Genomic DNA, 24429 nt, shown 5'->3' with positions numbered 1-24429 from the left:
TTCGCGGTGCGCCGGCGGTGCCTGCACCTCGAACGACGGCGCCATGTCAGGCGCGGACGATGCCGTGACGGATCGCCAGGCGCGCCAGTTGAGCGGCATTCTGCAGTCCCAGTTTGTGCATGATACGGGTCTGGTGTACGCCGGCCGTGTTCTGGCTGATATTGAGTATCCGCGCGACCTCGGGCACCGGATGGCCGAGCGCCAGCAGATTGAAGACCTCGAACTCACGCAAGGTGAGGCTCTCGATTGCCGCCTGCTCGTCCTGCAGGTCGTCGTCTGGTACCTGTGGGTTGGAGGCGAAATACGGCTGGCCCTGCGCGACTCTACGCACGGATTCGATCATCTCCGTCGGTGCGCAGCGCTTGCTCACGTAGCCGATGGCACCGGCTTGAGCCGCCTTCTTCGGATAGATGGGGTTCTCGTGCACCGAAAACACCAGTACCCGCGCGTTGCTGTCCCATTGACTGATGCGACGTATCGCCTCAAGCCCGCCCGCGCCGGGCATCGTGAGATCCATGATCACGACGTCGGGCAGGTATTCCTTGAATGCCTCGTAGCCGTCCTCCCCGGTGTCCGCCTCGGCGACCACCGAGATCTCCCCGGTGCTTTCGAGAAGGCGGCGGAATCCGTCGCGTACCACCGGATGATCGTCGACGATCAGCGTCCGGATGACGTCGCCAGTCCTGCTGCCTGTCGATTGCACACCGCTCCGCATTTCCGTTACCGCCTGATTGCGTCAAACGACAAAAAATAATGTGACTATCTACTGAACTTCAGGTTTCCCGGATGTCCGGGAGGCCTCACTCTGACTGCATGAACAGGCTTTGCATGACAGAAGCTTAGTGCGTGTTTGCACGGCCGTTTCGGGCGCACGGATTATCCGTTAGCACGGTAAGGTTTTTAATAAGGAATCATCTTATTTTGGCGTCAATCGACCGCAATGGGGATGCTCACGCAGACGGTGGTGCCTTTTCCGCGGGCCGTGTGCAGGTCGAATTCGCCGCCCACCGACATAACCCGCTCGCGCATGCCGATCAACCCCATGCCACGCGGCGGGGCATCGGGATCGAACCCGCGCCCGTCGTCGGACACGCACAACTGGATCCGGACAGGCGCGGTGGTTTCGGGGGCCAGGCACCGGAGATCGATGCGGATGCTGGCGGCAGCCGCGTGCTTCGAGATGTTGGTCAGGGCTTCCTGCACCGTCCGGTACAGCACCAACTCGGTGTCGTCCGGCAGCGCCTCGCAGGCATCGTCGAACTCGAAGACGCATCGCGTCCGCGGATGCTGGCGGCGCCAGTGATCGAGTAGCTGATCCAGACCTGCATGCAATCCGAGGTCGTCGAGCAGTGACGGGCGCAGTTGGTGCATCAGGGCATACGCGGCGGAGTACAGTCGGTTGGCGACCTCGTCGATGGCCTGGGCACTCTCACGGATCGGCACCAGTTCGGGTGCTCGACTGCGTGAGAGTATGGCCTGTGCGTCGGCCCTGATACCGGTCAGGCTCTGCCCGATCTCGTCGTGCAGTTCGCGCGCGATCCAGGCGCGCTCCTGTTCCTGGACCTGCAGCAGGCGACGCGCGAGGAACCGGTTCTGCTCCAGCAGCGCGCGCGTTTCCTGCTGCGCACGGTGTCGCTCGCTGGTGTCTTCGACCATCGCCACGAAATAGTCCAGCACACCGGCCGAATCGCGGACCGCAGCGACCTGGGTGTTCGCCCAGATCGTGCCGCCGTCCTTGCGCACATAACGCTTTTCGATCGCCAGGCGGTCGTCGCCGCCCTCACGCAGGCGCTGTGCCAGCGCCTGACTGCCTTCGAGGTCGTCCGGGTGCGTCCAATCCCTGAAGCTACGACCCAGCATCTCGTCTTCGCGGTAGCCGAGCATCTGCTGCAGCGCCTCGTTGGCACGAATCACCAGACCGTCCGGAGAGACCAGATCGATGCCGATCGGTGCCTGTTCGAACACCGCGCGGAACCGTGCTTCACTCTGTCTCAGCAGATCCTCGGCGGCCTTGCGCTCGGTGATGTCGCGATACACCGCCACCAGCTCGCCGCTCGGCAGCCGGAAAACGAAGTTTTCTACCCACAGTTCCAGTCGCTGGTCGCGGTAGCGTCGTGCCGGATGGCTCCGCGGCTCGCCGTCGTGCCATACCGCACGCATCACGTCGAGCAGGCCGAAGGTCTCCACGCCGGGGAAGATCTCGGTCAGGCGATGGCCGATCAATTCGTCCTTGCTGATTCTGCTGATCCGCTCCCCCGCCTTGTTGAAGTCGCGAAACACGAAATCGCGGCCGTCGTCGGTCGCCTCGTAGACCGCGACCCCGTCGCTCATGTTTTCAAACAGCAAGCGGAAGCGCTGCTCGCTCTCGGCCAGCGCCTGCTCACGCATTCGCGCCTCGGTGATGTCTCGCGCGACCGCGCAGGTCAGTCCGAGCACCTTGCTGTGCGAGGCACGCCACTGCAGCCAACGGTAACTGCCGTCGGCGCGTCGGTAGCGATTGACGAAATCGATGATGGGCTCGCCGGCATTCAGCCGGGTTATCGCCGCGAGCGTGGCGGGTCGATCGTCCGGATGCACGAAATCGGTATAGGGTCGGGCCAGCAGCTCATCCGCGTCGTAACCGAGGGTCTCGCTGAATGCCGGATTGACGCGCGAAAACTGCGGCTCCTGTCCGGTGATCGTCAGCATGTCGAGCGACAGCGAGAACAGGGTCTCGAGTTCATTCTCGGCAATCCGGCGCTGCGTGACGTGTTGTTCGAGCAGTTGCTGGTAGGCGAAGAAACGACGGTAGCCACGGTAACCGATCGCCAGAGCCAGCATCGCGGAAAGCGTCGCAGCGATCAGGTCGTATAGCCAGTGGGGACGCCCGGGGTACAGCCAGCTCGCCGCATAGTCGAAAATTGGAAACATCGCGATCAGGCTCAACGCCAACAGCGGCCCGAACATGACGCCGTGGGTACGCGGTACGGCGTAGGTCTCGCTGTGTACCTGCCAGTCGGATTCGATCATGTTCCCGTTCCCATAGGTTCCGGCGTTGCAGCAGTTTAGCCGGCACGGATGCTGCCAGGCCGGGCTGGGGTTTCCTACAGACGCCGCAGGTAGCCCTTGGCCTGATGCAGCAGACGGCGGTGTAACGGGTAGGGGATGCGCACCGCGAGGGTGTCGCCTTTCTCCCAGTACAGCCGGTAGCCGAATCTGCGCAACAGGGCATGTGCAGCGACGAAATCCGCTTCGCTCAGGTTGTTGCTCTCGAACAGTACAACATCCGGCCGGTAACGCTCGAAATCGAACAGTTTCAGGATCTCGAAATCGTATCCCTCGGTGTCGATGCACAGCACGTCGTAAAAGTCGATGCCGTGTTCCTTCAACAGCGTCGACACGGTCCGGGTCGGCACCTGTACGGTCTCGATGATCCGCCCCGGGTCGTCGGGCAGCGACAGGCCCTGTTCGTGTGCCTTGCGCGCGATATAGCCGCTTCTGATGTGTTCTTCGAGCGAACTGCGCACGAAACTCGACAGGCCGTGCGCCCAGCGCTCGTTGGAGATCGCGACCCGGTAGAACGGCAGGCTGCCGTCTTCGGTGCCCAGCGCGACATTGCGCAACGTCACCCGTGGATTGTCGGCATAGGTGCGTGCCAGGCCCTGCTCGAACACGTCGCGTTGCGGTTCGATCAACAGGCCGCGCCAGGCGTAGTCCCGGAAATAGCGGTGTACCGGGTCGTTGCTGCGGCCGTCGTTGGCGCCGACCTGGAAGCAGAACACCGTGCGGCCGGCACGCTGCCGGAGGGCCGCGTAATAGTCGAGAAAGGCCCCGATCGCGATCAGGGGCGGGCGCATCTTGGCAGGGTGATTGATCATCTGATGGGTCGGGTCTGGAGTCGGTCCAAGCGCCTCGCTGCGGTCGCGGGGTGCAGGGTAGCGCATTTCCTCTCGCGGGCGCCCGCGGACCGGACCCGGCCGGCCGCACCCGGTATCCGGGCCAGAGGCGATGGGCCGCAGTCCGCGCGGGCGGATTTTCTCAATGTCGACACATTGAAAAAAACAATGGTGGAAAGCGCGATAAATCCTCGTGTTTTGCTGAGCAGTCGTTAATATTGTCGACAATAATTCTCAGAGGTCGGATCCCGGTAGCCCGCGTGCCGGCACTACCGACCATCGTAACGCCCGCGTCCGGGTCTTCCCGGCGCCTTGATCGACCGAAGAGGGGGAAGACATGAGCAGCTACCAGGCGCTGTATCGCCGTTCGCTCGAAGATCCGGCGGCATTCTGGGGCGACGCCGCGGCGTCACTGGTCTGGGACCGGACCTGGGACAAGGTACTCGACGCGGACGCCGAGCCGGCGCCCCGTTGGTTCGTTGGGGGCCGGATCAACACCTGTTACAACGCCGTAGACCGCCATGTCGAGGCGGGCCGCGGTGCACAGGCGGCGTTGATCTACGATTCGCCGATCACCGGACAGAAGAAGACCTACAGCTACACGGAACTGCGCGATGCGGTTGCCGCCTTTGCCGGCGCGCTGCGCGCCCAGGGGGTCGAAAAGGGCGATCGGGTGCTGATCTATATGCCGATGATCCCGGAGGCGGCGGTCGCGATGCTGGCCAGCGCACGGCTGGGCGCGGTGCATTCGGTGGTGTTCGGCGGTTTCGCCGCCAAGGAGCTGGCCACCCGGATCAACGATGCCAAACCCAAGGTCGTGGTCAGTGCGTCGTGCGGCATCGAGCCCAACCGGGTCGTCGCCTACAAACCGTTGCTCGACGAGGCGATCGCGCTTTCCGAACACAAACCCAGCGCCTGCATCATCAAGGCGCGGCCGCAGGCGGATGCGCCGCTGGTCGCCGGGCGTGATCACGACTGGGACGGTGCCGTCGAGCAGGCGGAGCCGGCCGATTGCGTGTCGGTTGACGCAACCGACCCCTTGTACATCCTGTATACCTCCGGAACCACCGGGCAACCGAAGGGCGTGGTACGTGACAACGGTGGCCACGCGGTTGCGATGCTGTGGACCATGAAGCATATCTACGACGTGGAGGCCGGTGACGTCTATTGGGCGGCTTCCGATGTCGGTTGGGTGGTCGGGCACAGCTACATCGTTTACGGCCCCTTGCTTGCGGGGTGCACGACGCTCATGTACGAGGGCAAACCGGTCGGTACGCCCGATCCGGGGGCGTTCTGGCGGGTCATCAGTGAGCATGGTGTGAAGGTGTTGTTCACGGCACCGACCGCGTTTCGCGCGATCAAGAAGGAAGACCCGAACGGCGACCATCTGAAGCACTACGACCTGTCGTGCATGCAGACGCTGTTTCTGGCCGGCGAGCGCTGCGATCCGGATACGCTGTTCTGGGCGCGCGAAAAGCTCGGCAAGCCGGTCGTCGATCATTGGTGGCAGACGGAGACCGGCTGGGCGATCGCCGCGAACCCGATGGGGATCGAGCCGATGGAGGTCAAACCGGGTTCGCCCACGGTCGCGATGCCGGGTTACGACGTCCGCATCCTGTCCGAGGACGGCGAGGAGATGCCCGACGGCGAAATGGGCAACATCGTGATCAAGCTGCCGATGCCGCCCGCCTGCCTGCCGACCCTGTGGGGCAACGACCAGCGCTTCGTACAGTCGTACCTCAGCAAGTACCCCGGGCACTACCTGACCGGCGATGCGGGCTATCGCGATGCGGACGGCTATCTGTGGATCATGAGCCGGACCGATGACGTCATCAACGTCGCCGGCCATCGCCTGTCGACCGGTGCGATCGAGGAAGTGCTGGCCGGCCATCAGGACGTCGCCGAATGCGCTGTGATCGGCGTCGCCGACCAGCTCAAGGGCCAGTTGCCGCTCGGTCTGATCGTGCTCAAGGCGGGTGTCGAGCGCGACGACGGAGAGGTGGTCGTGGAGCTGGTGAAGCGGGTGCGTGACCAGATTGGCCCGGTCGCGGCGTTCAAGCTGGCAAAAATCGTCAAGCGTCTGCCGAAGACGCGGTCCGGCAAGATCCTGCGCGGCACCATGGTCAAGATCGCCGACGGCGAGACGTACAACATGCCCGCGACGATCGACGATCCGGCGATCCTCGACGAGATCGGCGAGGCGCTGCGTGAGATCGGCTACGCACGCGCCTGACGTGGACCCCGTTGGCGTGACGGCAGAAGTGCCGCCCGGGGGCGACGAAGGTCCGGGCACCATCCCGGACCGGATCTTCGCACGCCTGAAGGAGGCGATCGTCGAGGGCACGATCGCCGCCGGCAGCAAGATCAGCGAACCGGAACTCGCGCGCGCCTACGGCATCAGCCGCGGGCCATTGCGCGAGGCGATCGGGCGACTGGAGGCCTGCGGCCTGGTGGTGCGACGGCCGAACGTCGGCGCCCGTGTCGTGACGCTGAGCAGCCGGCAGTTGCTCGAGATCTTCCACGTGCGCGAGGCACTCGAAGGTATGGCCGCGCGCCTGGCGGCCCAGAACATGACGCTCGAGGAGGTCGAAGAACTGCGCGGCCTGCTCGGGCAGCACGCCGCGCAGATCGCGCAGGATACGGGGCACGCCTATTTTCAACGCGAAGGCGATCTGGACTTTCACTACCGCATCGTGCAGGGGAGTCATAACACCCGTCTGATCGACCTGTTGTGTAACGACCTGTATCACCTGGTACGTCTATACCGTTACCAGTTCGGGATGCCCAGCAAACGGGGACCGCGTGCGTTCACGGAACACGGTCATATCGTCGATGCCATCGAACGACGCGACCCGGAGATGGCCGAATTGATGATGCGCGCACACGTCCGCGCATCGCGCGAAAACGTCGAACGACTCCTCAAAGAAAACTCGCAGGGTGGTTGAGACCATGACAATCGAATCAGCAGGCAGACAGTTCAGGGATGCGGTGCAGGCGGAACGGCCATTGCAGTGCGTCGGGGCGATCAACGCCTATCACGCTCGACTCGCCGAGGCCTCGGGGTTCAAGTCCCTGTACATATCCGGCGGCGGGGTGGCCGCAGGTTCGTGCGGGATTCCCGACCTGGGCATCACGACGATGGAAGATGTGCTCACGGATCTGAAACGGATCACCGATGTGACGACGCTGCCGGTCCTGGTCGATGTCGATACCGGTTGGGGCGGCGCGTTCAACATCGCGCGTACGGTACGCTCGATGATCAAGTGCGGCGCGGCGGCGATGCATATCGAGGACCAGGTCCAGCAGAAGCGCTGCGGTCATCGACCGAACAAGGCGATCGTGCCGCAGTCGGAGATGGTCGACCGGATCAAGGCGGCGGTAGACGCCCGGACCGATCCGGACTTCGTGGTCATGGCACGCACCGACGCGTTGGCGGTGGAGGGCATGCAGTCCGCGATCGACCGCGCCTGCGCCTGTGTCGAGGCCGGTGCGGACATGATCTTTCCCGAGGCGATGAATGCGTTGCCGCAGTACCGGGAGTTCGTCGACGCGGTCAAGGTGCCGGTGCTGGCGAACATCACCGAGTTCGGGGCGACCCCGTTGTTCACGACCGAGGAACTCGGCAGTGTCGGCGTATCGATCGCGTTGTATCCCCTGTCGGCATTCCGTGCCGCCAATGCCGCCGCGCTCAAGGTCTATCAGACGTTGCGCGGCGAAGGGACGCAGAAGAACGTCGTCGATCTGATGCAGAGCCGCATGGAGTTGTACGACTACCTCGGTTACCACGAATTCGAGCGGAAACTGGACGAACTGTTCGCCACGGACGGCGAGCGCAACTGAATCTTCCAATCCTGATCGCCGCCTGCCCGTGCGATCGGCCCGTCGTCGGATGGGCGCATTCGGTCCCGCGTGCCCGATGCGGATGACAATACTCGAGGAGCTGAAGATGGCTGAACAAGTCCTGCCCAAGGCGAAGAAATCGGTGGCCCTTTCCGGGACCGCCGCCGGCAATACGGCGATCTGTACGGTCGGTCGCACCGGCAACGATCTGCACTACCGCGGTTACGATATCCTCGATTTCGCCGAGCATTGCGAATTCGAGGAGATCGCCCACCTGTTGGTGCACGGCAGGCTACCGAACCGGGCCGAACTCGATGTCTACAAGCGCAAGCTCAAGTCCTTGCGTGGTCTCCCGGTCGCGGTGAAGCAGGCCCTCGAAGGACTGCCGGCGTCGGCACATCCGATGGACGTGATGCGTACCGGTTGTTCGGTACTCGGCGCCTGCATGCCGGAGAAGTCCGACCATGCGCAGGGCGAGACGCGCAACATCATCGACCGCCTGGTGGCGAGTTTCGGCTCGATGCTGCTGTACTGGTACCACTATGCGGTGAACGGTCGGCGCATCCACGTCGAGACAGACGACGACACGGTCGGCGGACATTTCCTGCACCTGCTCCACGGAGAGAAGCCGAGCGCGTCCTGGGTACGTGCGATGCATACCTCGCTGACGTTGTACGCCGAGCACGAGTTCAATGCGTCGACCTTCACCGCGCGCGTCGTCGCGGGCACCGATTCCGACATCCACTCGGCGATCACCGCCGCGATCGGGGCGCTGCGCGGTCCGAAGCACGGTGGCGCCAACGAGGAGGCATTCCGCATCCAGAGCCGCTACGACGACCCCGATGAGGCGGAGGCCGATATCCGCGCACGTGTCGCGCGCAAGGAGATCGTGATCGGTTTCGGGCACCCGGTCTACACCGTCAGCGACCCGCGCAACGAGGTGATCAAGCGCGTCGCGCGCGGCCTCGCTGAAGAGAACGGGGACACCAAGATGTTCGACATCGCGGAGCGTATCGAGTCGGTGATGTGGGACGCGAAGAAGATGTTCCCGAACCTCGACTGGTTCTCCGCGGTCTCGTACAACCAGATGCATGTGCCGACGGACATGTTCACGCCGCTATTCGTGATCGCGCGCACCACCGGCTGGGGTGCGCACGTGATCGAACAGCGCCATGACGGCAAGATCATCCGCCCCTCGGCGAACTATGTCGGCCCTGAGAACCTGAAATTCGTACCGCTCGACCAACGCGGCTGAATGGGCAAGTGTAGATAAACCGATGAATACCAGACACCGTAAACCGCTGCCGGGGACCTCGCTCGACTATTTCGATGCGCGTGAGGCGATCGACGAGATCGAGCCGGGCGCCTACGACACGCTGCCGTACACCGCGCGCGTGCTGGCCGAGAACCTGGTGCGGCGCTGCGCACCGGCGGCACTCGGCGATGCGTTGAGGCAGATCGTCGGGCGCAAACGCGACCTCGACTTTCCCTGGTACCCGGCGCGCGTGGTGTGTCACGACATACTCGGTCAGACCGCACTGGTGGATCTGGCCGGGCTGCGCGACGCGATCGCGGAGAAGGGCGGGGACCCGGCCCAGGTCAACCCGGTGGTGCCGACGCAGCTGATCGTCGATCACTCGCTGGCGGTGGAGTATGCCGGTTTCGATCCGGAGGCGTTCGCGAAGAACCGCGCGATCGAGGACAGACGCAACGAAGACCGCTTCCATTTCATCAACTGGACCAAGCAGGCGTTCAAGAACGTCGACGTGATCCAACCGGGCAACGGCATCATGCACCAGATCAACCTGGAGAAGATGTCGCCGGTGATCCATGCGCGGGATGGGGTGGCCTACCCGGATACGCTGGTCGGGACCGACAGCCACACCCCGCACGTCGATGCGCTGGGTGTGATCGCGGTCGGTGTGGGTGGCCTGGAGGCGGAAAGCGTGATGCTGGGTCGGGCGTCCTACATGCGCCTGCCCGACATCATCGGTGTCGAGCTGGTCGGCAGGCGCCAGCCCGGCATCACCGCGACCGACATCGTGCTCGCGCTGACCGAGTTCCTGCGCAGCGAGAAGGTCGTGTCTGCGTACCTCGAGTTCTACGGCGAAGGCGCGTCGAATCTCACCCTCGGAGACCGCGCGACGATATCCAATATGACGCCGGAGTTCGGTGCTTCGGCGGCGATGTTCTATATCGATGCGCAGACCATCGACTATCTCAGGCTGACCGGCCGCGAACCGGAGCAGGTGGACCTCGTCGAGCGCTACGCAAAGCAGGCAGGCCTGTGGGCCGACAGCCTGGCCGAGGCACAATACGAGCGCGTGCTGCGCTTCGACCTGTCCGCGGTGGTACGCAACATCGCCGGTCCGTCCAACCCGCACCGGCGTGTACCGACCAGCGAGCTGGCCGCGCGCGGCATCGCCGGCAAGGTCGAACAGCATGGCGGGGAGATGCCGGATGGTGCGGTGATCATCGCCGCGATCACCAGCTGCACCAACACCAGCAATCCACGCAACGTGATCGCCGCCGGCCTGCTGGCGAAGAAGGCCAATGCGTTGGGCCTGACCCGCAAGCCCTGGGTCAAGACCTCGCTTGCGCCCGGGTCGAAGGTCGTGCAGTTGTACCTCGAGGAGGCCGGTCTGCTGCCGGAGCTCGAGCGCCTCGGCTTCGGTATCGTCGGTTTCGCCTGCACCACCTGCAATGGCATGAGCGGCGCCCTGGATCCGGCCATTCAGCAAGAGGTGGTCGACCGGGACCTGTACGCGACCGCGGTGCTGTCCGGCAACCGCAACTTCGACGGCCGCATCCATCCGTATGCCAAGCAGGCCTTCCTGGCATCGCCACCGCTGGTGGTCGCCTACGCGATCGCCGGGACCATCCGCTTCGACATCGAGAAGGATGCGCTCGGCACCGACAGCGAAGGAAGGCCGGTCACGTTGAAGGACATCTGGCCGAGCGACGCAGAGATCGATGCGATCGTCCATGCAAGCGTCAAACCGGAACAGTTCCGCTCGATCTACACGCCGATGTTCACGCTGCATCAGGAGACCGGCGAGCAGGCCAGGCCGCTGTACGACTGGCGGCCGCAGAGCACCTATATCCGCCGCCCGCCGTACTGGGAAGGCGCCCTCGCGGGTGAGCGGGCCCTCAAGGGCATGCGCCCGTTGGCGGTGCTCGGGGACAACATCACCACCGACCATCTGTCGCCGTCGAATGCGATCCTGCCGACCAGCGCGGCCGGCGAGTACCTGGCGAAGATGGGCCTGCCGGAAGAGGACTTCAATTCGTATGCAACCCACCGCGGCGACCACCTGACCGCCCAGCGCGCGACCTTCGCCAACCCGAAGCTGCTGAACGAGATGGTGCGGGACAACGGCGAGGTCCGGCAGGGGTCGCTTGCGCGCATCGAACCGGACGGCAAGGTGACACGGATGTGGGAGGCGATCGAGACCTATATGCAACGCAAGCAACCGCTGATCATCGTCGCCGGTGCCGACTACGGCCAGGGGTCGTCGCGCGACTGGGCGGCGAAGGGCGTACGCCTGGCGGGCGTCGAGGCGATCGTCGCGGAGGGTTTCGAGCGTATCCATCGCACCAACCTGGTCGGGATGGGGGTGTTGCCGCTCGAGTTCCGGCCAGGCGAGACCCGCAAGACCTACGCGATCGACGGTACCGAAACCTTCGACGTGATCGGCGAGCGCACGCCGCGGGCCGAACTCACGCTGGTGATCCACCGCAGGAACGGCGAGACGCTGTCGGTTCCGGTGACCTGTCGCCTGGATACCGCCGAAGAGGTCACCATCTACGAGGCGGGTGGCGTGTTGCAACGCTTTGCCCAGGACTTCCTCGAGTCGGCGGCAGCCGGCTGATCGCGGAGACGACGAACATGGTTTTTGCACCCCAGGTACGGATCCCGGCGGTCTACATGCGCGGCGGCACCAGCAAGGGCGTGTTCTTCCGACTGGAGGACCTGCCGGCAGCCGCCCAGGCGCCGGGTGAGGCCCGCGACCGCCTGTTGCTGCGCGTGATCGGCAGCCCGGACCCGTACGGCAAGCACACCGACGGCATGGGCGGCGCGACCTCGAGCACCAGCAAGACGGTGATCCTGTCGAAGAGCACCCGGCCGGATCACGATGTCGACTACCTGTTCGGACAGGTCTCGATCGACAAACCCTTCGTCGACTGGAGCGGCAACTGCGGCAACCTCACGGCGGCGGTCGGGTCGTTCGCGATCGCGAGCGGTCTGGTCGATGCGGCACGGGTGCCGCCGAACGGCACCGCGGTGGTGCGTATCTGGCAGGCCAACATCGGCAAGACGATCATCGCCCACGTGCCGATCGCCGATGGCGAGGTCCAGGAGACAGGCGACTTCGAACTCGACGGGGTGACCTTCCCGGCGGCCGAGGTGCGGATCGAGTTCCTCGATCCCGCGGACGCCGACGGCGCGCTGTTTCCGACCGGCAATCTCGTCGATGACTTGGCGGTGCCCGGGGTCGGCACCTTGCGGGCGACGCTGATCAATGCGGGCATCCCGACGATCTTCGTCAACGCCGAGGACATCGGTTACACCGGCACTGAGTTGCAGGAGGCGATCAACGGTGATGCGCAGGCACTGGCCACTTTCGAGACCATCCGTGCCCATGGTGCGGTACGCATGGGCCTTATCGACAGCGTCGAACAGGCGGCCGCGCGTCAGCATACGCCGAAGGTCGCGTTCGTCGCCCCGGCGCGGGACTACCGGGCCTCGAGCGGCAAACAGATCCACGCCCGCGACATCGATCTGAACGTGCGCGCGCTCTCGATGGGCAAGCTCCACCACGCGATGATGGGCACCGCGGCGGTCGCGATCGGCACGGCCGCGGCGATCCCGGGCACCCTGGTCAATCTGGCCGCGGGCGGCGGTGATCGCGATGCGGTCACCTTCGGCCATCCGTCCGGTACGCTGCGCGTCGGTGCCGGTGCGAGCCGGCGCGACGGTAGCTGGGCGGTCGACAAGGTCGTCATGAGCCGCAGCGCACGCGTGCTCATGGAGGGGTGGGTGCGGATTCCGGGCGACGCCTACTGATCACCGGTGCGGCGCCCCGCGAACAGCGGGAATCCGGGGACGCGGTCGCCGCTGCCGGATCCCCGGCGACCTTCATACATTGACTGTGCGGTCACAGGCCCCGCCAACGGGACTTGACGCATGTGGCCGGTCGCCGCACATTGCGGCAGGTGAAGCGCACCGCGTGGTACTCGGCGATCCTTGTCGGCGTGCTGGCATTGCCGAGCGTGCCGGTCATCGCGGCGTTGCGTTTCGCATTCGCGGTCGAAGACATCCAGGCAGACAGCTGGGCCGCGCATGGCATCGCCATCGACGTCACCGAAACCGCAGCGGACGTCCTGGCATTGTCGATCGAGCTCGCCGAGCTGTCGCTGCCGGACGACTATGGCTCCGTACATGGCCTGCGACTGACCTGCCCGAACGCCCTGCACGATGCCGGTGGCTGGGCATGCGGCGATGGCCGGCTGCAGGTCGACGATTCACCGCTGCAGGCACAGGACGCCACCTGGCAGGGCACCTATGCACCCGAGGGCGATGCCCAGCTGACGATTCCGAAGCTGGCGCTCGCCGGTGGCGAGGTCGCCATCACGTTGACTCGGCACGACGATGCCTGGACCCTCCGTGTGCAACCAAAACGTGTCGCGCTCGCCCGGATCGGACCACTCGGCCGGGCGTTGGAACTGCCGCGCGACTGGCAGATCAAGGGTCGCACGAGCGGCTCGCTCGAGATCACCGGCGCAGCGGCGTCGCCGCAACGGCTCAGCGCCGAGCTCGCGTTCGACCAGTGGAGCTACGCGTCCCCGGATGGTCTACAGGCCGCCGAAAACATCAACGCGAAACTCCATATCGACGCGCAACGCGACATCGCGGACTGGCGGTTCGACGCGCGCCTCGCGTGGCCCGGTGGCGCTCTGTACAGCGACCCGCTGTACCTGGACGCGGCGCAGGGGGCGATCGAGGCCACGGTCACCGGACGCTGGTCGCAGGACCCGGCGCGGCTGAACCTGGACAGCTGGTCCGTGCTGCTTGCGCAGACCGCGCACGTCTCGGGGACGGGGCGCTTCGGCGGCGCCGAGATGGCGGTCGAAGACCTGACGATCGCCGCGCAGAGCGACGACGCCGGGCGCCTGTACCGGCGTCTGCTGCAGCCCTTCCTGATCGGCAGCGCCGTCGACGACATGCAGGTCGGTGGACAGGTCGGGGTCGTGCTGCATTTCGACAGCCGGGGCGTCGAACAGGCAGGTCTGCAGCTGCATGACCTGGCGCTGTCGGACCAACGGGGTCGATTCACCCTGGGCCGAACCAGCGGCAGCGTCGCCTGGGAGCGCAACCGCGAGGTGTCGGTATCGCGCCTGGAGATTGCCGACGCCGCGCTGTACCGCATACCGACCGGTGGCTTCGCGATCCGGGCGCGATTCGCCGGCGAGCGGTTCGAACTGCTCGAACCGGTGGTCGTACCCCTGCTGGGTGGCGAGGTGGCGCTCGACAGTTTCGTGTTGAATGGCGCGCTGGTGGCCGATTCGGCGACACGTTGGCAGGCCAGCGCGTCGTTGCATGGCGTGTCCCTGGAGCAGTTGACCGCGGCACTGCAGTGGCCCCCGTTCGGTGGCGTCGTCACCGGTCAGTTGCGCGACATGCGCTATGCGGACCAGGTGTTCACGATCGGCGGTGGGCTGGAGATGAGCGCCTTCGGCGGCGAGGTGCGGGTCACCGGCCTGCGCATCCAGGAACCTTTCGGCGCGGCGCCGGTACTCTCGGCCGATGCGACCCTGCGCGGTTTGAACCTCGAAGCGCTGACCAACACCTTTTCGTTCGGGCGCATCGAGGGACAACTCGACGGCGACGTGGAAGGTCTGCAACTGGTGGGATGGCAGCCGGCACATTTCGGAATGCACCTGTACACACCGGCCGGCGACGATTCACGTCACCGGATCAGCCAGCGGGCGGTCGAGAACCTCACCGAGCTGGGCAGCGGCATCCCGGCCGGGCTGTCGAGTACCGTGCTGAGCGTGTTCGACGAGTTCCGTTACGATCGCATCGACCTGCGCATTGCGCTCGACGGCGAACGCGCCCAGATCGACGGTCTTGCGCGCCCGGATGGCGGCTATTACCTTGTCAAGGGAGCGGGGCTGCCGCGTATCGATGTGATCGGGCGCAACCGCAGCGTGGCCTGGAAGGAACTCGTGGAACGTCTGCGGCAGATCCGGGTCGAAGGGGCACAGGTCAAATGAGCGGGGAAGGGTGACGCATGGTCAAGAAGGTATTCGGTTTTCCATTGATGCTGTTGGCGCTCACGGCCTGCGTGACGATCAATATCTACTTCCCCGCCGCGGCGGCCGAAGAGGCGGCGCGTACCATCGTGCGCGATGTACTCAAAAGCGATCAGGCGGAACCGGCACCGCCGGCGCAGCCGGCCCCGGAACAGAAGGGTGAATCGCGTAGCCATGGGATCCATCCCTTGGCGTTGGCCTTCGGCCGCGTGCTCGAGGCGCTGGTGCCGGCGGCGCATGCGGCCCAGGCCGACATCAATATCAGCACGCCGGCGATCAGCGCGATCCGCGGCAGCATGAAGCAACGCCAGGCGGCGCTTGCGCCTTACTACCGCAGCGGTGCGGTCGGCTTCGACAACAACGGTTCGGATGCGATTCGCGATCTCAATGCGGTGCCGTTGCCGGAGCGCAACAAGGTGAAGAAGCTGGTGGCGGACGAGAATGCCGACCGCGCGAATCTGTACCGCGAGATCGCCCGCGCCAACGGACACCCGGAGTGGGAGGCCGATGTGCGCTCGACCTTTGCGAAGGTCTGGGTACAGGAGGCCCTCAAGGGCTATTGGTACCAGGACGCGGGCGGCGCCTGGAAGCAGCGCTGAAGCACCCGCGTCAGCCGCGCCCCTTCACCTTCTGCAGCAGTTTCGGCGTCGCCAGCCAGCGCATCTCGCCGTCGCCGAAACCGACCGCCGACCAGGACGGGGCGGCAAAATCGATGCGCAACATGGCGCCGGTCGGAAAGCGGATCGTCGCGTTGCCGATCAGGCGGCCGGCCAGGTCGGACCAGGTCGGCTCATGGCCGGTCAGCAACAGGCAGTCCGGGTTCTCGTCGAGCGCCTGGACCCAGGCCAGCGTATCGGCGGCCGTGGTCTCGTAAAGCGCGCGCTCGATGCGTGTCGGACAGTGCCAGTGCCCGGCCTGTGCGGCGTGCCTGAGGGTGTCCCGTGCGCGCACCGCGGTCGAACTGACCGCCAGATCGGGCAATTGACCGGACTGCCACAGCAGGCGGCCCATCAGGCGTGCCGCTTCCCTGCCGCGTTGCGTCAACGGGCGTTCATGATCGCTCGCATAGTCGGCATTCCAGTCGGACTTGCCGTGTCGGAACAGGATCAGGGTAGGCATCGTCGGCTTGACCTGTGACGCTATCGGTCGCGTTACGCTAACACGAACCTCCGCTCGGGGGTGTCGGTCTGCCTCAATCCGGTTTGCGCAGCAGGTCGAGCCGCATCGGATTGACGAACTCGGCGATGCCGTCGCGCGCGACATGCGGCAGGAATGCCTCCCTGATCCGTTCGAGCAGCGCGTCGTCGATATCGAACGTCGAATGGGTCGCACCGATGATCCGGCTTTCGAATTCCTCGAACCCCTCGAACCGGGTGACCGTCGCGAAATGGATCTCCTCCTGGAGGTCGAACGCCCGCTCGTCGACCGCGCGGCGCGTCGCCTCGAACGCCGCCTCCCTGACGGTCCGTTCGTCGTTGAACAGGCGCAGGATCTCGTTGAATTCACCCGCGTAGACCGGTTCCGAGATGTATGCCATGCCGCCGGGACGCAGCACCCGGGCGATCTCACTGAACGCAGTGTCCATCGCCTCGACCGGGACGTGGTGCAGCGACTTGAGCATGATGACCGCGTCGACCATTTCGTCGGGCAGGCCGATCGCCTCGGCACCGCCGAACGTGAAGGTGACGTTGGGCAGGTCGGGGATCAACAGATTTTTCTCGTGCTGGATCCGGTCGACCTCCATCGCGACGATCTCGCGCAACGCAAAGGTCTCCGCGAGGCGGCGCGTCGTGAACGCGGCACCGCAACCGAGCTCCAGCAGGCGCGTTCCCTCGAGGGGTAACAACCTGCCGATCAACTCGAAATCGGAAGTGCGGGGCAGTGAGCCACCGCGCGCAATCTGCATCATCGGGGAAAGCTCCGAAAGTTTTTCGCACCAGTGTATGCATGCCGCCGGCCGTCTGACAATGCGTGTTCTCAATGCGCGGCGATTTCCATGACGCATGATCTGGATCAATCGCGCCGAGCGGGCGGCGACGGCGACTGCAGTCGATTCCGGCGCGGTACATGGCAAACTGCCGGAAGGTCAACGCCGGCCGAACGAGGACCACGCTGATGAGTGACGAGCGACGAACGCCTGCATCTGGCAACTCAGTGGCGACCCTGGCGCAGCACGAGGCATTGGTCGTTTCGCTGCTCGATCCGCAGCGTTGGCCACAGGGTGGTGGTGAGCGGCGTCGCATCGACACCCATATCTCGACCGTTGTGTTGGCCGGAGAACGCGCCTACAAGCTGAAGAAGCCGCTCGACCTCGGTTTTCTCGATTTCCTCAGCCTGGACGCGCGCGAACGGGCCTGTCGCGAGGAGCTGCGGCTCAACGGCCGACTGGCGCCGCAGATCTACCTCGGTGTATCGGCGATCAGCGGATCGATCGGGTCACCGCAGGTGGACGGCGACGGGCCGGTGATCGACTGGGCCGTGTGCATGCGGCGCTTCGACCCGGATGCGATCCTGGCCAATCCCGAGGTGCCGATCGATGCGCGACTGATCGAAAGCCTGGCGCAGCGCGTGGCGGCATTCCATCGCGATGCGGCCGTATGTGCTCCGTCCGAGCCGTACGGAGACCCGGCGGTCGCGCTGCAGCCGATGCAGCAGAATTTCGTGCAGATCCGCGCCGCCGCGGCCGCCGGCACAGGGCAACTGGACACCCTGGAGACGTGGACACAACAGCGATTCGAACGGCTCGAGCCGGTCCTGCGGTCGCGCAAGGCCGACGGGCGGGTGCGCGAATGTCATGGCGATCTGCACCTCGGCAACGTCGCGCTGATCGCCGGCGAACCCGTGGTGTTCGATGCGATCGAGTTCAACGCCGGACTGCGCTGGATCGATACCGCGAACGACATCGCGTTCCTGACCATGGACCTGCACCACCGCGCGCTTCCCGCCCTCGCGTTTCGCTTTCTCGATACCTACCTGCACGAAAGCGGCGACTATGCCGCACTCGGCGTGCTGCAGTTCTACGAGGTCTACCGTGCGCTGGTGCGCGCGAAGATCGCGGCGATACGCCTGCAGCAGGAGCTGACACCGCTCGAGCGTGAATCGGCCAATGGCGAACTCGTGAGCTATCTCGATCTGGCGGCCCGGTTGACCGCGCCGGCGCGTGGTGGACTGGTCATCACCCATGGCGCCTCCGGTAGCGGCAAGAGTCATGTCACCGCCGGCCTGCCCGGGGACCTGCGGGCGGTTCGACTACGCTCCGACGTCGAGCGCAAGCGCCTGCTCGGCATCGATCCGCACAGTGATGCCACCGACATCGGCGGCTACTCTTCGGAAGTGACCGAACGTACCTACGGGCGGCTTGCCGATCTCGCATGCACCGTGATCGCGGCCGGCTACGTCGCCATCGTCGATGCCACTTTCCTGCGAGCGGCGCAGCGAGCCCGATTCCGGGCGCTCGCGGCGGACCTGCGGGTGCCGTTTGTGATCATCGACTGTGACGCGCCGCGGACGCTGTTGCGCGATCGTATCCAGCGGCGTCGCACGGCGGCCGGCAACGTCTCGGACGCCGACCTCGCGGTGCTGGACGCGCAACTGGCCACCGCAGAACCCCTGGATGAAGCGGAAAAGGCACACAGCCTGACCGTGGGGCCCGAGCACCCGCTTCCGGTGGAGCGGCTCAGAGCGCTGCTGGCCGGCTGAGCGACGGTCGCCTGCGGACAGTCAGCGGAACAGTACCCCGAGCAGGTCGCCAAATCCCCAGACCAGGGTGCCCCCGACCAGCATGCGAAACCCGCTGAACTCACTGCGCCAGGTCTCTTCCTCGCGACTGCGCGCGCGAATCAACTGGCGGATGCTGTTTTCGTTCGCCCAGTCCTGGGCATGTGGACCGTGCGCCTCGGACCGGCTACTGCGCAGTCCGCGACGCTGGTAATCGAGCAGGCGGCGATTGTGTTCGAAGATCTGGTGCGAGGTAAGCACGATACCGACCGCGACCACCGCGGCGCCTGCGCGCGAGAACCAGGTCCAGTCGTCGCTCGCAATGCTGGCTGCCAGGCCAGCGACCAGCGACAGGACCGTGAGCGTCCAGGCACCCGCGTTGTGCAATGACATCGATCGTTTCGTCGGGTCGTCCGTGAATGTACCGATGATACTCAAATCGACCGATTCAGTGGACGATCTGTCGGTGGTACCTCGTCGGTCCACGCGGGGGCCGGTGCGCCGCCATGGCGACGCACCGGCAATGCGCAGCGATTATTTCGCGCTGGGGATCGGCTTCAGCTGCAGTTCTTCGGCGGTGGCGCGCACGAAACCATACTTGGCATAGATGTCCTGTGCGTCGGTGGTCGCGAGGTAGTCGAGGAAACGCATCGCGTTGTCCGGGTTGCGGCCCGGTTTGTACGGGCCAATCGCGTAGGCGACCTTGTCCTGCTTGTTGTACGGCGCGGCGATCGGCACACCATCGATCTTGCGCCCCTCGGCCTTCGCGTGGGCGACCTCGGTGGTCCAGACGATACCGACATCCGCCTCACCCTGCTCGATGCGGTGAGGGGTCTCGCGGTGGTGGCGTTGCGTGAACCAGGTCTTGCCCGGTACCGCCCAGCAGCCCTTGCACTGGGCGCCGCCGGTGACTTTCTCGTACAGGCCGAGATCCTTCAGCATCTCCGAGCCGTAGAATTTGAAAATGCCCTCGGTGAGCGGGTTCGGATGCGACTGCACCAGGTCGTCGCGGCCCAGGTCCTCCGCGCCCTTGATACCCTTGGGATTGCCCGCAGCGACCATCAGCTCCAATCGGTTGCGTACGTAGATCTTGTAGCTGTCCATCTTGTCGAGCGTGCGCAGCTTCTTCAGGTGGTTCAGATTGACGCTGGCATAGAGGTCCGGATTCATCGCGGTGTCCTTTCCTTCGATCTGGCCCTGCTTCAGCAGCTGGCCCTGCAGGATCTGACCCGGTGGAATGGTCTCGACATACACGGTCGCGATATCCGGATGTTTGCCCTGAAAATCCTTGATCAGCTCCTCCATCACCATGAACTGATTGCCGGCGAGGTACATCACGAGGTCGGCGGTATACGAGTCGCCGATCTGTCCGTAGCCGATCGTCCCATCGGTATGGAAAGTGCGATAGTCCGAGCCATGCCCGGCATCTTCGGCGGCCTGGGAAACGCCGGCGGCCATCCCGATCAGCAATGCCGTCAGGCCGCGGGTGAGTCCGCTTGTCAATATCGTCATCGATTTCTCCTCCAGTTCGTTGTTATCCGCAGGCCACCCGTGCGTGACGCTGGCGTGACGGTCGCATTTTCGGTCGCGGCCCTCGTGTGGGTGGACGTGCCTGTGCGACGAATATTCCAAACCTATCGGGGGTGATGATCGACCGGAGGCCGGTTGACGCCGGATAGCGCCGCCGACAGACTCCTGCACCGGGACGCGGCAGTTGTCGTCGCCAGGTGCAGTCAACGACGGATCCTCTACCTTGGACATACCTTCAACACCGGGCTGGGAAGGCTGGTTCACCCTCGGTGTCACCACGGCCAGTTTCCTGTTGTTCGCATTCACCCGTATCGCACCGGACATCGTGACGTCCGCGGCACTGTCACTGCTGTTGATCGTCGGCGTCGTGACACCGGCCGAGGGCCTCATCGGATTTGCGAACGAGGGGATGTTGACGGTCGCGGTGCTCTACGTGGTCGTGACCGGTCTGACCGAGACCGGTGCGGTTGCATGGATCGTGCAGTCGCTGCTTGGCCGTCCACGCTCGGATACCCATGCACGTCTGCGCCTGATGGCGCCGGTCGCGGCACTGAGCGCATTCATCAACAACACCCCGGTGGTCGCGATCTTCATCCCCGCGGTACAGGACTGGGCCAAGCGTCACCGGCTCGAGCTGTCCCGGTTGATGATCCCTCTGAGTTTCGCGAGCATCGCCGGCGGCACCTGCACGCTGATCGGTACCAGCACCAACCTGGTGGTCAACGGTCTGTACACCGCGCGCACGGGTGCACCCGGGATCGGGTTCTTCGATCTGCTGTGGATCGGAATCCCCGTGGTGGCCGTGGTGACGCTGTTCCTGCTCACTGCCGGTCAATGGCTGCTGCCGCGACGCGTGTCCGCGGCGGCGAGCTACGCCGACGTGCGCCAGTACACCGCCGAGATGTTGGTGCCGGTCGACAGCCCCCTGGTCGGGGAGACCATAGAGGAGGCCGGTCTGCGGCAGTTGCCCGGCCTGTTTCTGGTCGAAATCGACCGTGCCGGCCAGTGCATCCCGGCGGTCTCATCACAGGAAAGGCTGCAGGCGGGCGATCGGCTGGTGTTCGCCGGCATCCTCGACTCGGTACTCGATCTGCAGCGCACCCGTGGCCTGCTGCCGGCCACCGACCAGGTCTTCAAGCTCGGCGGCGCCCGCCACGGACGCTGTTTTGTCGAGGCGGTGCTCTCGGACAGCTGTCCACTCGTCGGCAAGGGGGTGCGCGAAGGGCGATTTCGCACCCGCTATGGCGCGGTGATCGTGGCCCTGCATCGCAACGGTGGACGGGTAAGGCGCAAGATCGGCGACATCGAGCTGCGTGCCGGCGACACCTTGCTGCTCGAATGCCGGCCCTCGTTCGTCGAGCAACAGCGCAACTCACGCGATTTCCTGCTGATCAGCCAGCTCGGCGATACGCATCCGCTGCAACACGACAAGGCGCTGACCGCGATCGGCATCGTCATCGGCATGGTTGCAATGGTGGTCGGCGGCGTGCTCGGTATGCTGCAGGCGGCCTTGCTGGCCGCCGGCATGATGATCGTGACCGGGTGTACCGACGGCCGCACCGCCCGACGCGCACCCGACTGGCAGGTGCTGGTGGTGATCGCGACCTCGTTCGGCATCGGCGCCGCGCTCGAGACGACCGGCGCGGCGTCGTTCCTTGCCGGTACGCTGATCGGTCTCGCGCACGCGGACCCGCTGACCGCACTGGCATTGATCTTCGTCGCGACGTCACTGCTGACGTCATTCGCGACCAACAATGTCGCCGCGGTACTGGTGTTTCCGATCGCCCTGCAGGCGGCGACCTCGATGCAGGTCAGTGTCGAGCCGTTCGTGATCACGTTGATGGTCGCGGCCTCGACCAGCTTCGCGACGCCCATCGGCTACCAGACCAACCTGATGGTGTTCAACGTCGGCGGCTATCGATTCGGTGACTTCGTGCGTATCGGCCTGCCGCTGACCCTGTTGGTCGGGGTGCTCACGGTCGCGCTGGTCCCCCACGTCTGGCATTTCTGAATCACCGCCGGCGAGCGCGACGACGCCCGCGGCTGGCCACCGGCGCGTTGCGGTGGAGGCCGCGTGCGAAGCTCATGCCTCGTGCCCTGCATCTGTTAACTGCGTCAAAGTTTGCCGGTCCACGAACCGTCAAGCCTGGCCACGACGCGCCGACTACCTTTTGAAAGCCCGCGCGAACGCGGTGCTCGCAGAAACGCGGATTGCCTTCAGTCGATCAGGGAGCGAACGATGCAACGTATCAGATGGATCTGGGCCTTGGCGGTTGTCCTCACGGTTCTCACGGGTGTCGTCGACGCGGCGCAGGCGCAGGTGTTGACCATGGGCGACGCGATCAACAAGGCCGGTCGGCAGCGCATGCTGACCCAGCGCATGATCAAGGCGTACGCGCTGGCCGGGATGAAACTGGGCGACGATGCAGAGCACGAACTGCACGCCGCGGCCACGCTCTACGATGCACAGCTGACAGAACTCACGGCGTTTGCGGCGAACGCCGAGGAGCGTGCGCAGATCGACAGGATCACGCACCTGTGGAGCGATCTGCGCGAACGGCTGTCCGGTGGACCGGAACGCACACGGGCCGGAGACCTCAACGACCTGGCCGAACAGCTGCTTGGCGAATCACATCAGCTGGTGCTGCTGCTGGAGAAGCGCTCGGGTACGGTGGCAGGGAAACTGGTCAACATCGCGGGGCGGCAGCGCATGTTGTCGCAGCGCATCGCTAAGATCTACCTGCTGCAGACCTGGGGCGTCGAGCAGGATCACCTCGCGACCCAGTACCGGAGCGCTGTCGAGCAGTTCAGCGATGCGCTGAAGACCCTGCAGAGGGCGGACATCAACACACCCGAGGTCGATGCTGCGTTGGCCGACGTCGCGAAGAACTGGGGCGTGTTCAAGATCAGCGACTTCAGCAAGAAGTACAACACCCGGGTTCCCTGGCTGGTCACCCGTTCGATGAACCGCATACTCGGTCAGATGAACGAGATCACTGCGATGTATGCCGGTCTGTACTGACCGCCCGGTCTGCGTGCCGTTCCTCGGATAGCGACGTCGCACCGTCCTGGGGGCGTTGCCCGTAACCGCTCAGCTCGAGGTAGCCGACCCCGGCGTGGCTGCCGCTGACGCCGACGGCCCCTTCCCAGTAACGCACGGCGTGCCGCATCTCCTGGTCGTCGAACCGGGCGCGAATCCGCAGATCGAGGCCGTGCGCCGGTACTCTCAGGTGCCAACCGAGCGGATAACCTACGCCATCCTCATTGCGCCAGAAATAGTCGGGCGTGACATCGACCTGGGCCGCATCGAGTCTCTGAGCCTGCCCCTCGGCATCGACCAGTACGCCGTTGCTGAAGCGTTGCGCCTTACCGTCGGTCCCACGCATCCGGTAGAACATCAGGTCGCGGCCGTCGTCGAGCTGCAAGGCGAACCAGTCCCACCCGGCCTGGTCGGCGGCCAAGGCGGAACTCGACCACTCGCGGTCGAACCACGAGTTGCCGCTGACGGTGTGGCGACGTTCGCCGATTCGCAGTTCGCCACGGGTCGGCAGGCGGGTGAGCGAGTAGTAGTACGAGGCATTACCCGGTGCCGCACCTTTGCGCGAAAGACCGCGCTCGCCCTGCGGCACCAGTGCCTTGGGTCCGCGTTCGATCTGCAGATCGAGCGCGAACCCCTCGCTCTGCGCGCGCAGGCGTAGCGGGAATGTCCGTTCCCCGGTCGAGTGGATCGACCAGGGACCGAGCCACACCGCCAGCGGTGAGACATGTGCGCCCGCGAGTCCGGCCGCCGCGCGGCTGAAGCGCTCCGCGCTGTGGTGGCGGCGATCGGCGATGTCGCTGATCGCCAGATGAGCCATGTACAACTGGTGACTGCGCCAGGCCGAATCTGCGGGTGCTGTACCGGGCCGCAGGCCGATACGAAAGAATGTCAGCTGGTAGCCGAACGGCCGACCGGCGTCGTCCTGCAGGTTGCCGGTGAAATACCACCATTCGGTCGCGAATGCCGGGTGCGCGCCGTGATCGTCGGGGAACACGAACGGCCGTGGTACGAGTGCACGGGCGAAGCCGGGGTCGGGTGGTGCGGCCATGCGTTGTGCGACGGCGATCGGCGCTGTCGGCGGCGACGGCGCCTGTGTGCCCGGTTCGCAGG

At 65.2% G+C, this 24429-nt stretch carries 19 protein-coding genes; 11 read left to right on the top strand and 8 right to left on the bottom strand.

Annotation, left to right across the window (positions count from 1 at the left end):
• Nucleotides 1-46: 46 nt before the first annotated feature.
• The 3 genes from H6955_01650 to H6955_01640 all read right to left on the bottom strand — a co-directional run bounded on the left by H6955_01650 (nucleotide 47) and on the right by H6955_01640 (nucleotide 3857).
• Nucleotides 47-703 (bottom strand): response regulator transcription factor, encoded by a 657-nt coding sequence (locus H6955_01650; GenBank protein MCP5312230.1) that lies wholly within the window; start codon nucleotides 701-703, stop codon nucleotides 47-49.
• Nucleotides 704-927: 224 nt separating this feature from the next.
• Nucleotides 928-3009: a PAS domain S-box protein gene (locus tag H6955_01645; protein MCP5312229.1), complete on the bottom strand. Its 2082-nt coding sequence runs from the start codon at nucleotides 3007-3009 to the stop codon at nucleotides 928-930.
• A 74-nt stretch (nucleotides 3010-3083) separates the two neighbouring features.
• Nucleotides 3084-3857 (bottom strand): FkbM family methyltransferase, encoded by a 774-nt coding sequence (locus H6955_01640; GenBank protein ID MCP5312228.1) that lies wholly within the window; start codon nucleotides 3855-3857, stop codon nucleotides 3084-3086.
• 355 nt (nucleotides 3858-4212) lie between these two features.
• Here H6955_01640 and H6955_01635 point away from each other — a divergent pair, with 355 nt between their 5' ends.
• From H6955_01635 to H6955_01600, 8 genes are all read left to right on the top strand, one after another.
• Complete coding sequence (locus H6955_01635; GenBank protein MCP5312227.1) at nucleotides 4213-6108, top strand: propionyl-CoA synthetase; 1896 nt, start codon at nucleotides 4213-4215, stop codon at nucleotides 6106-6108.
• A 61-nt stretch (nucleotides 6109-6169) separates the two neighbouring features.
• Complete coding sequence (locus H6955_01630; GenBank protein MCP5312226.1) at nucleotides 6170-6820, top strand: GntR family transcriptional regulator; 651 nt, start codon at nucleotides 6170-6172, stop codon at nucleotides 6818-6820.
• Between the two features lie 4 nt (nucleotides 6821-6824).
• Entirely contained in the window at nucleotides 6825-7715 is an 891-nt protein-coding gene (gene prpB / locus H6955_01625) for a methylisocitrate lyase (GenBank protein ID MCP5312225.1), read from the top strand.
• Nucleotides 7716-7821: 106 nt separating this feature from the next.
• Nucleotides 7822-8970 (top strand): 2-methylcitrate synthase, encoded by a 1149-nt coding sequence (gene prpC / locus H6955_01620; protein MCP5312224.1) that lies wholly within the window; start codon nucleotides 7822-7824, stop codon nucleotides 8968-8970.
• A gap of 22 nt (nucleotides 8971-8992) precedes the next feature.
• Nucleotides 8993-11587 (top strand): Fe/S-dependent 2-methylisocitrate dehydratase AcnD, encoded by a 2595-nt coding sequence (gene acnD / locus H6955_01615; GenBank protein ID MCP5312223.1) that lies wholly within the window; start codon nucleotides 8993-8995, stop codon nucleotides 11585-11587.
• Nucleotides 11588-11604: 17 nt separating this feature from the next.
• Nucleotides 11605-12783, top strand: coding sequence for a 2-methylaconitate cis-trans isomerase PrpF (prpF, locus tag H6955_01610; protein MCP5312222.1), 1179 nt, complete (start codon nucleotides 11605-11607; stop codon nucleotides 12781-12783).
• A gap of 149 nt (nucleotides 12784-12932) precedes the next feature.
• A complete protein-coding gene (locus tag H6955_01605) occupies nucleotides 12933-14993 on the top strand; it encodes a hypothetical protein (protein ID MCP5312221.1) in 2061 nt (686 codons plus the stop codon).
• A 17-nt stretch (nucleotides 14994-15010) separates the two neighbouring features.
• Nucleotides 15011-15631 (top strand): YdbL family protein, encoded by a 621-nt coding sequence (locus H6955_01600; GenBank protein MCP5312220.1) that lies wholly within the window; start codon nucleotides 15011-15013, stop codon nucleotides 15629-15631.
• A gap of 10 nt (nucleotides 15632-15641) precedes the next feature.
• On the opposite strand, the gene H6955_01595 is transcribed toward H6955_01600, so the two are convergent.
• Entirely contained in the window at nucleotides 15642-16151 is a 510-nt protein-coding gene (locus H6955_01595) for a histidine phosphatase family protein (protein MCP5312219.1), read from the bottom strand.
• 73 nt (nucleotides 16152-16224) lie between these two features.
• Nucleotides 16225-16938 carry a class I SAM-dependent methyltransferase gene (locus H6955_01590; protein ID MCP5312218.1) on the bottom strand — a complete coding sequence of 238 codons (714 nt, stop codon included), beginning with the start codon at nucleotides 16936-16938 and terminating at the stop codon, nucleotides 16225-16227.
• A gap of 209 nt (nucleotides 16939-17147) precedes the next feature.
• Here H6955_01590 and H6955_01585 point away from each other — a divergent pair, with 209 nt between their 5' ends.
• Entirely contained in the window at nucleotides 17148-18731 is a 1584-nt protein-coding gene (locus H6955_01585; protein MCP5312217.1) for an AAA family ATPase, read from the top strand.
• 21 nt (nucleotides 18732-18752) lie between these two features.
• Here the strand turns inward: H6955_01585 and H6955_01580 are convergent, their stop codons facing one another.
• The gene (locus tag H6955_01580) at nucleotides 18753-19142 is read right to left on the bottom strand and encodes a hypothetical protein (GenBank protein ID MCP5312216.1); all 390 of its coding nucleotides are present in this window, start codon (nucleotides 19140-19142) and stop codon (nucleotides 18753-18755) included.
• A gap of 141 nt (nucleotides 19143-19283) precedes the next feature.
• Complete coding sequence (locus H6955_01575) at nucleotides 19284-20261, bottom strand: substrate-binding domain-containing protein (GenBank protein ID MCP5312215.1); 978 nt, start codon at nucleotides 20259-20261, stop codon at nucleotides 19284-19286.
• A gap of 241 nt (nucleotides 20262-20502) precedes the next feature.
• On the opposite strand from H6955_01575, the gene H6955_01570 reads away from it, so the two are divergent.
• Together H6955_01570 and H6955_01565 are read left to right on the top strand one after the other, a co-directional pair.
• Nucleotides 20503-22290, top strand: a complete 1788-nt coding sequence (locus tag H6955_01570) for an SLC13 family permease (protein MCP5312214.1) — start codon at nucleotides 20503-20505, stop codon at nucleotides 22288-22290.
• 228 nt (nucleotides 22291-22518) lie between these two features.
• On the top strand, nucleotides 22519-23301 hold the full coding sequence (locus H6955_01565) for a type IV pili methyl-accepting chemotaxis transducer N-terminal domain-containing protein (protein MCP5312213.1): 783 nt from the start codon (nucleotides 22519-22521) through the stop codon (nucleotides 23299-23301).
• On the opposite strand, the gene H6955_01560 is transcribed toward H6955_01565, so the two are convergent.
• A complete protein-coding gene (locus H6955_01560) occupies nucleotides 23273-24367 on the bottom strand; it encodes a carotenoid 1,2-hydratase (protein ID MCP5312212.1) in 1095 nt (364 codons plus the stop codon). The genes H6955_01565 and H6955_01560 overlap by 29 nt on opposite strands.
• Nucleotides 24368-24429: the final 62 nt, after the last annotated feature.

Source organism: Chromatiaceae bacterium (assembly GCA_024235395.1).
GTDB lineage: Bacteria > Pseudomonadota > Gammaproteobacteria > Chromatiales > Chromatiaceae > Thiosocius.
Note: the sequence above shows the minus strand (reverse complement) of the source record. Positions and strands in the feature narration are given on the sequence as shown.

Coding starts and splice junctions, on each gene's coding strand:
- acnD (MCP5312223.1), top strand. CDS start 8,993: ATGAATACCAGACACCGTAAACCGCTGCCGGGGACCTCGCTCGACTAT.
- H6955_01595 (MCP5312219.1), bottom strand. CDS start 16,151: ATGCCTACCCTGATCCTGTTCCGACACGGCAAGTCCGACTGGAATGCC.
- H6955_01640 (MCP5312228.1), bottom strand. CDS start 3,857: ATGATCAATCACCCTGCCAAGATGCGCCCGCCCCTGATCGCGATCGGG.
- H6955_01590 (MCP5312218.1), bottom strand. CDS start 16,938: ATGCAGATTGCGCGCGGTGGCTCACTGCCCCGCACTTCCGATTTCGAG.
- H6955_01560 (MCP5312212.1), bottom strand. CDS start 24,367: ATGGCCGCACCACCCGACCCCGGCTTCGCCCGTGCACTCGTACCACGG.
- H6955_01565 (MCP5312213.1), top strand. CDS start 22,519: ATGCAACGTATCAGATGGATCTGGGCCTTGGCGGTTGTCCTCACGGTT.
- H6955_01575 (MCP5312215.1), bottom strand. CDS start 20,261: ATGACGATATTGACAAGCGGACTCACCCGCGGCCTGACGGCATTGCTG.
- H6955_01635 (MCP5312227.1), top strand. CDS start 4,213: ATGAGCAGCTACCAGGCGCTGTATCGCCGTTCGCTCGAAGATCCGGCG.
- H6955_01585 (MCP5312217.1), top strand. CDS start 17,148: ATGAGTGACGAGCGACGAACGCCTGCATCTGGCAACTCAGTGGCGACC.
- H6955_01645 (MCP5312229.1), bottom strand. CDS start 3,009: ATGATCGAATCCGACTGGCAGGTACACAGCGAGACCTACGCCGTACCG.
- prpB (MCP5312225.1), top strand. CDS start 6,825: ATGACAATCGAATCAGCAGGCAGACAGTTCAGGGATGCGGTGCAGGCG.
- H6955_01580 (MCP5312216.1), bottom strand. CDS start 19,142: ATGTCATTGCACAACGCGGGTGCCTGGACGCTCACGGTCCTGTCGCTG.
- prpF (MCP5312222.1), top strand. CDS start 11,605: ATGGTTTTTGCACCCCAGGTACGGATCCCGGCGGTCTACATGCGCGGC.
- H6955_01600 (MCP5312220.1), top strand. CDS start 15,011: ATGGTCAAGAAGGTATTCGGTTTTCCATTGATGCTGTTGGCGCTCACG.
- prpC (MCP5312224.1), top strand. CDS start 7,822: ATGGCTGAACAAGTCCTGCCCAAGGCGAAGAAATCGGTGGCCCTTTCC.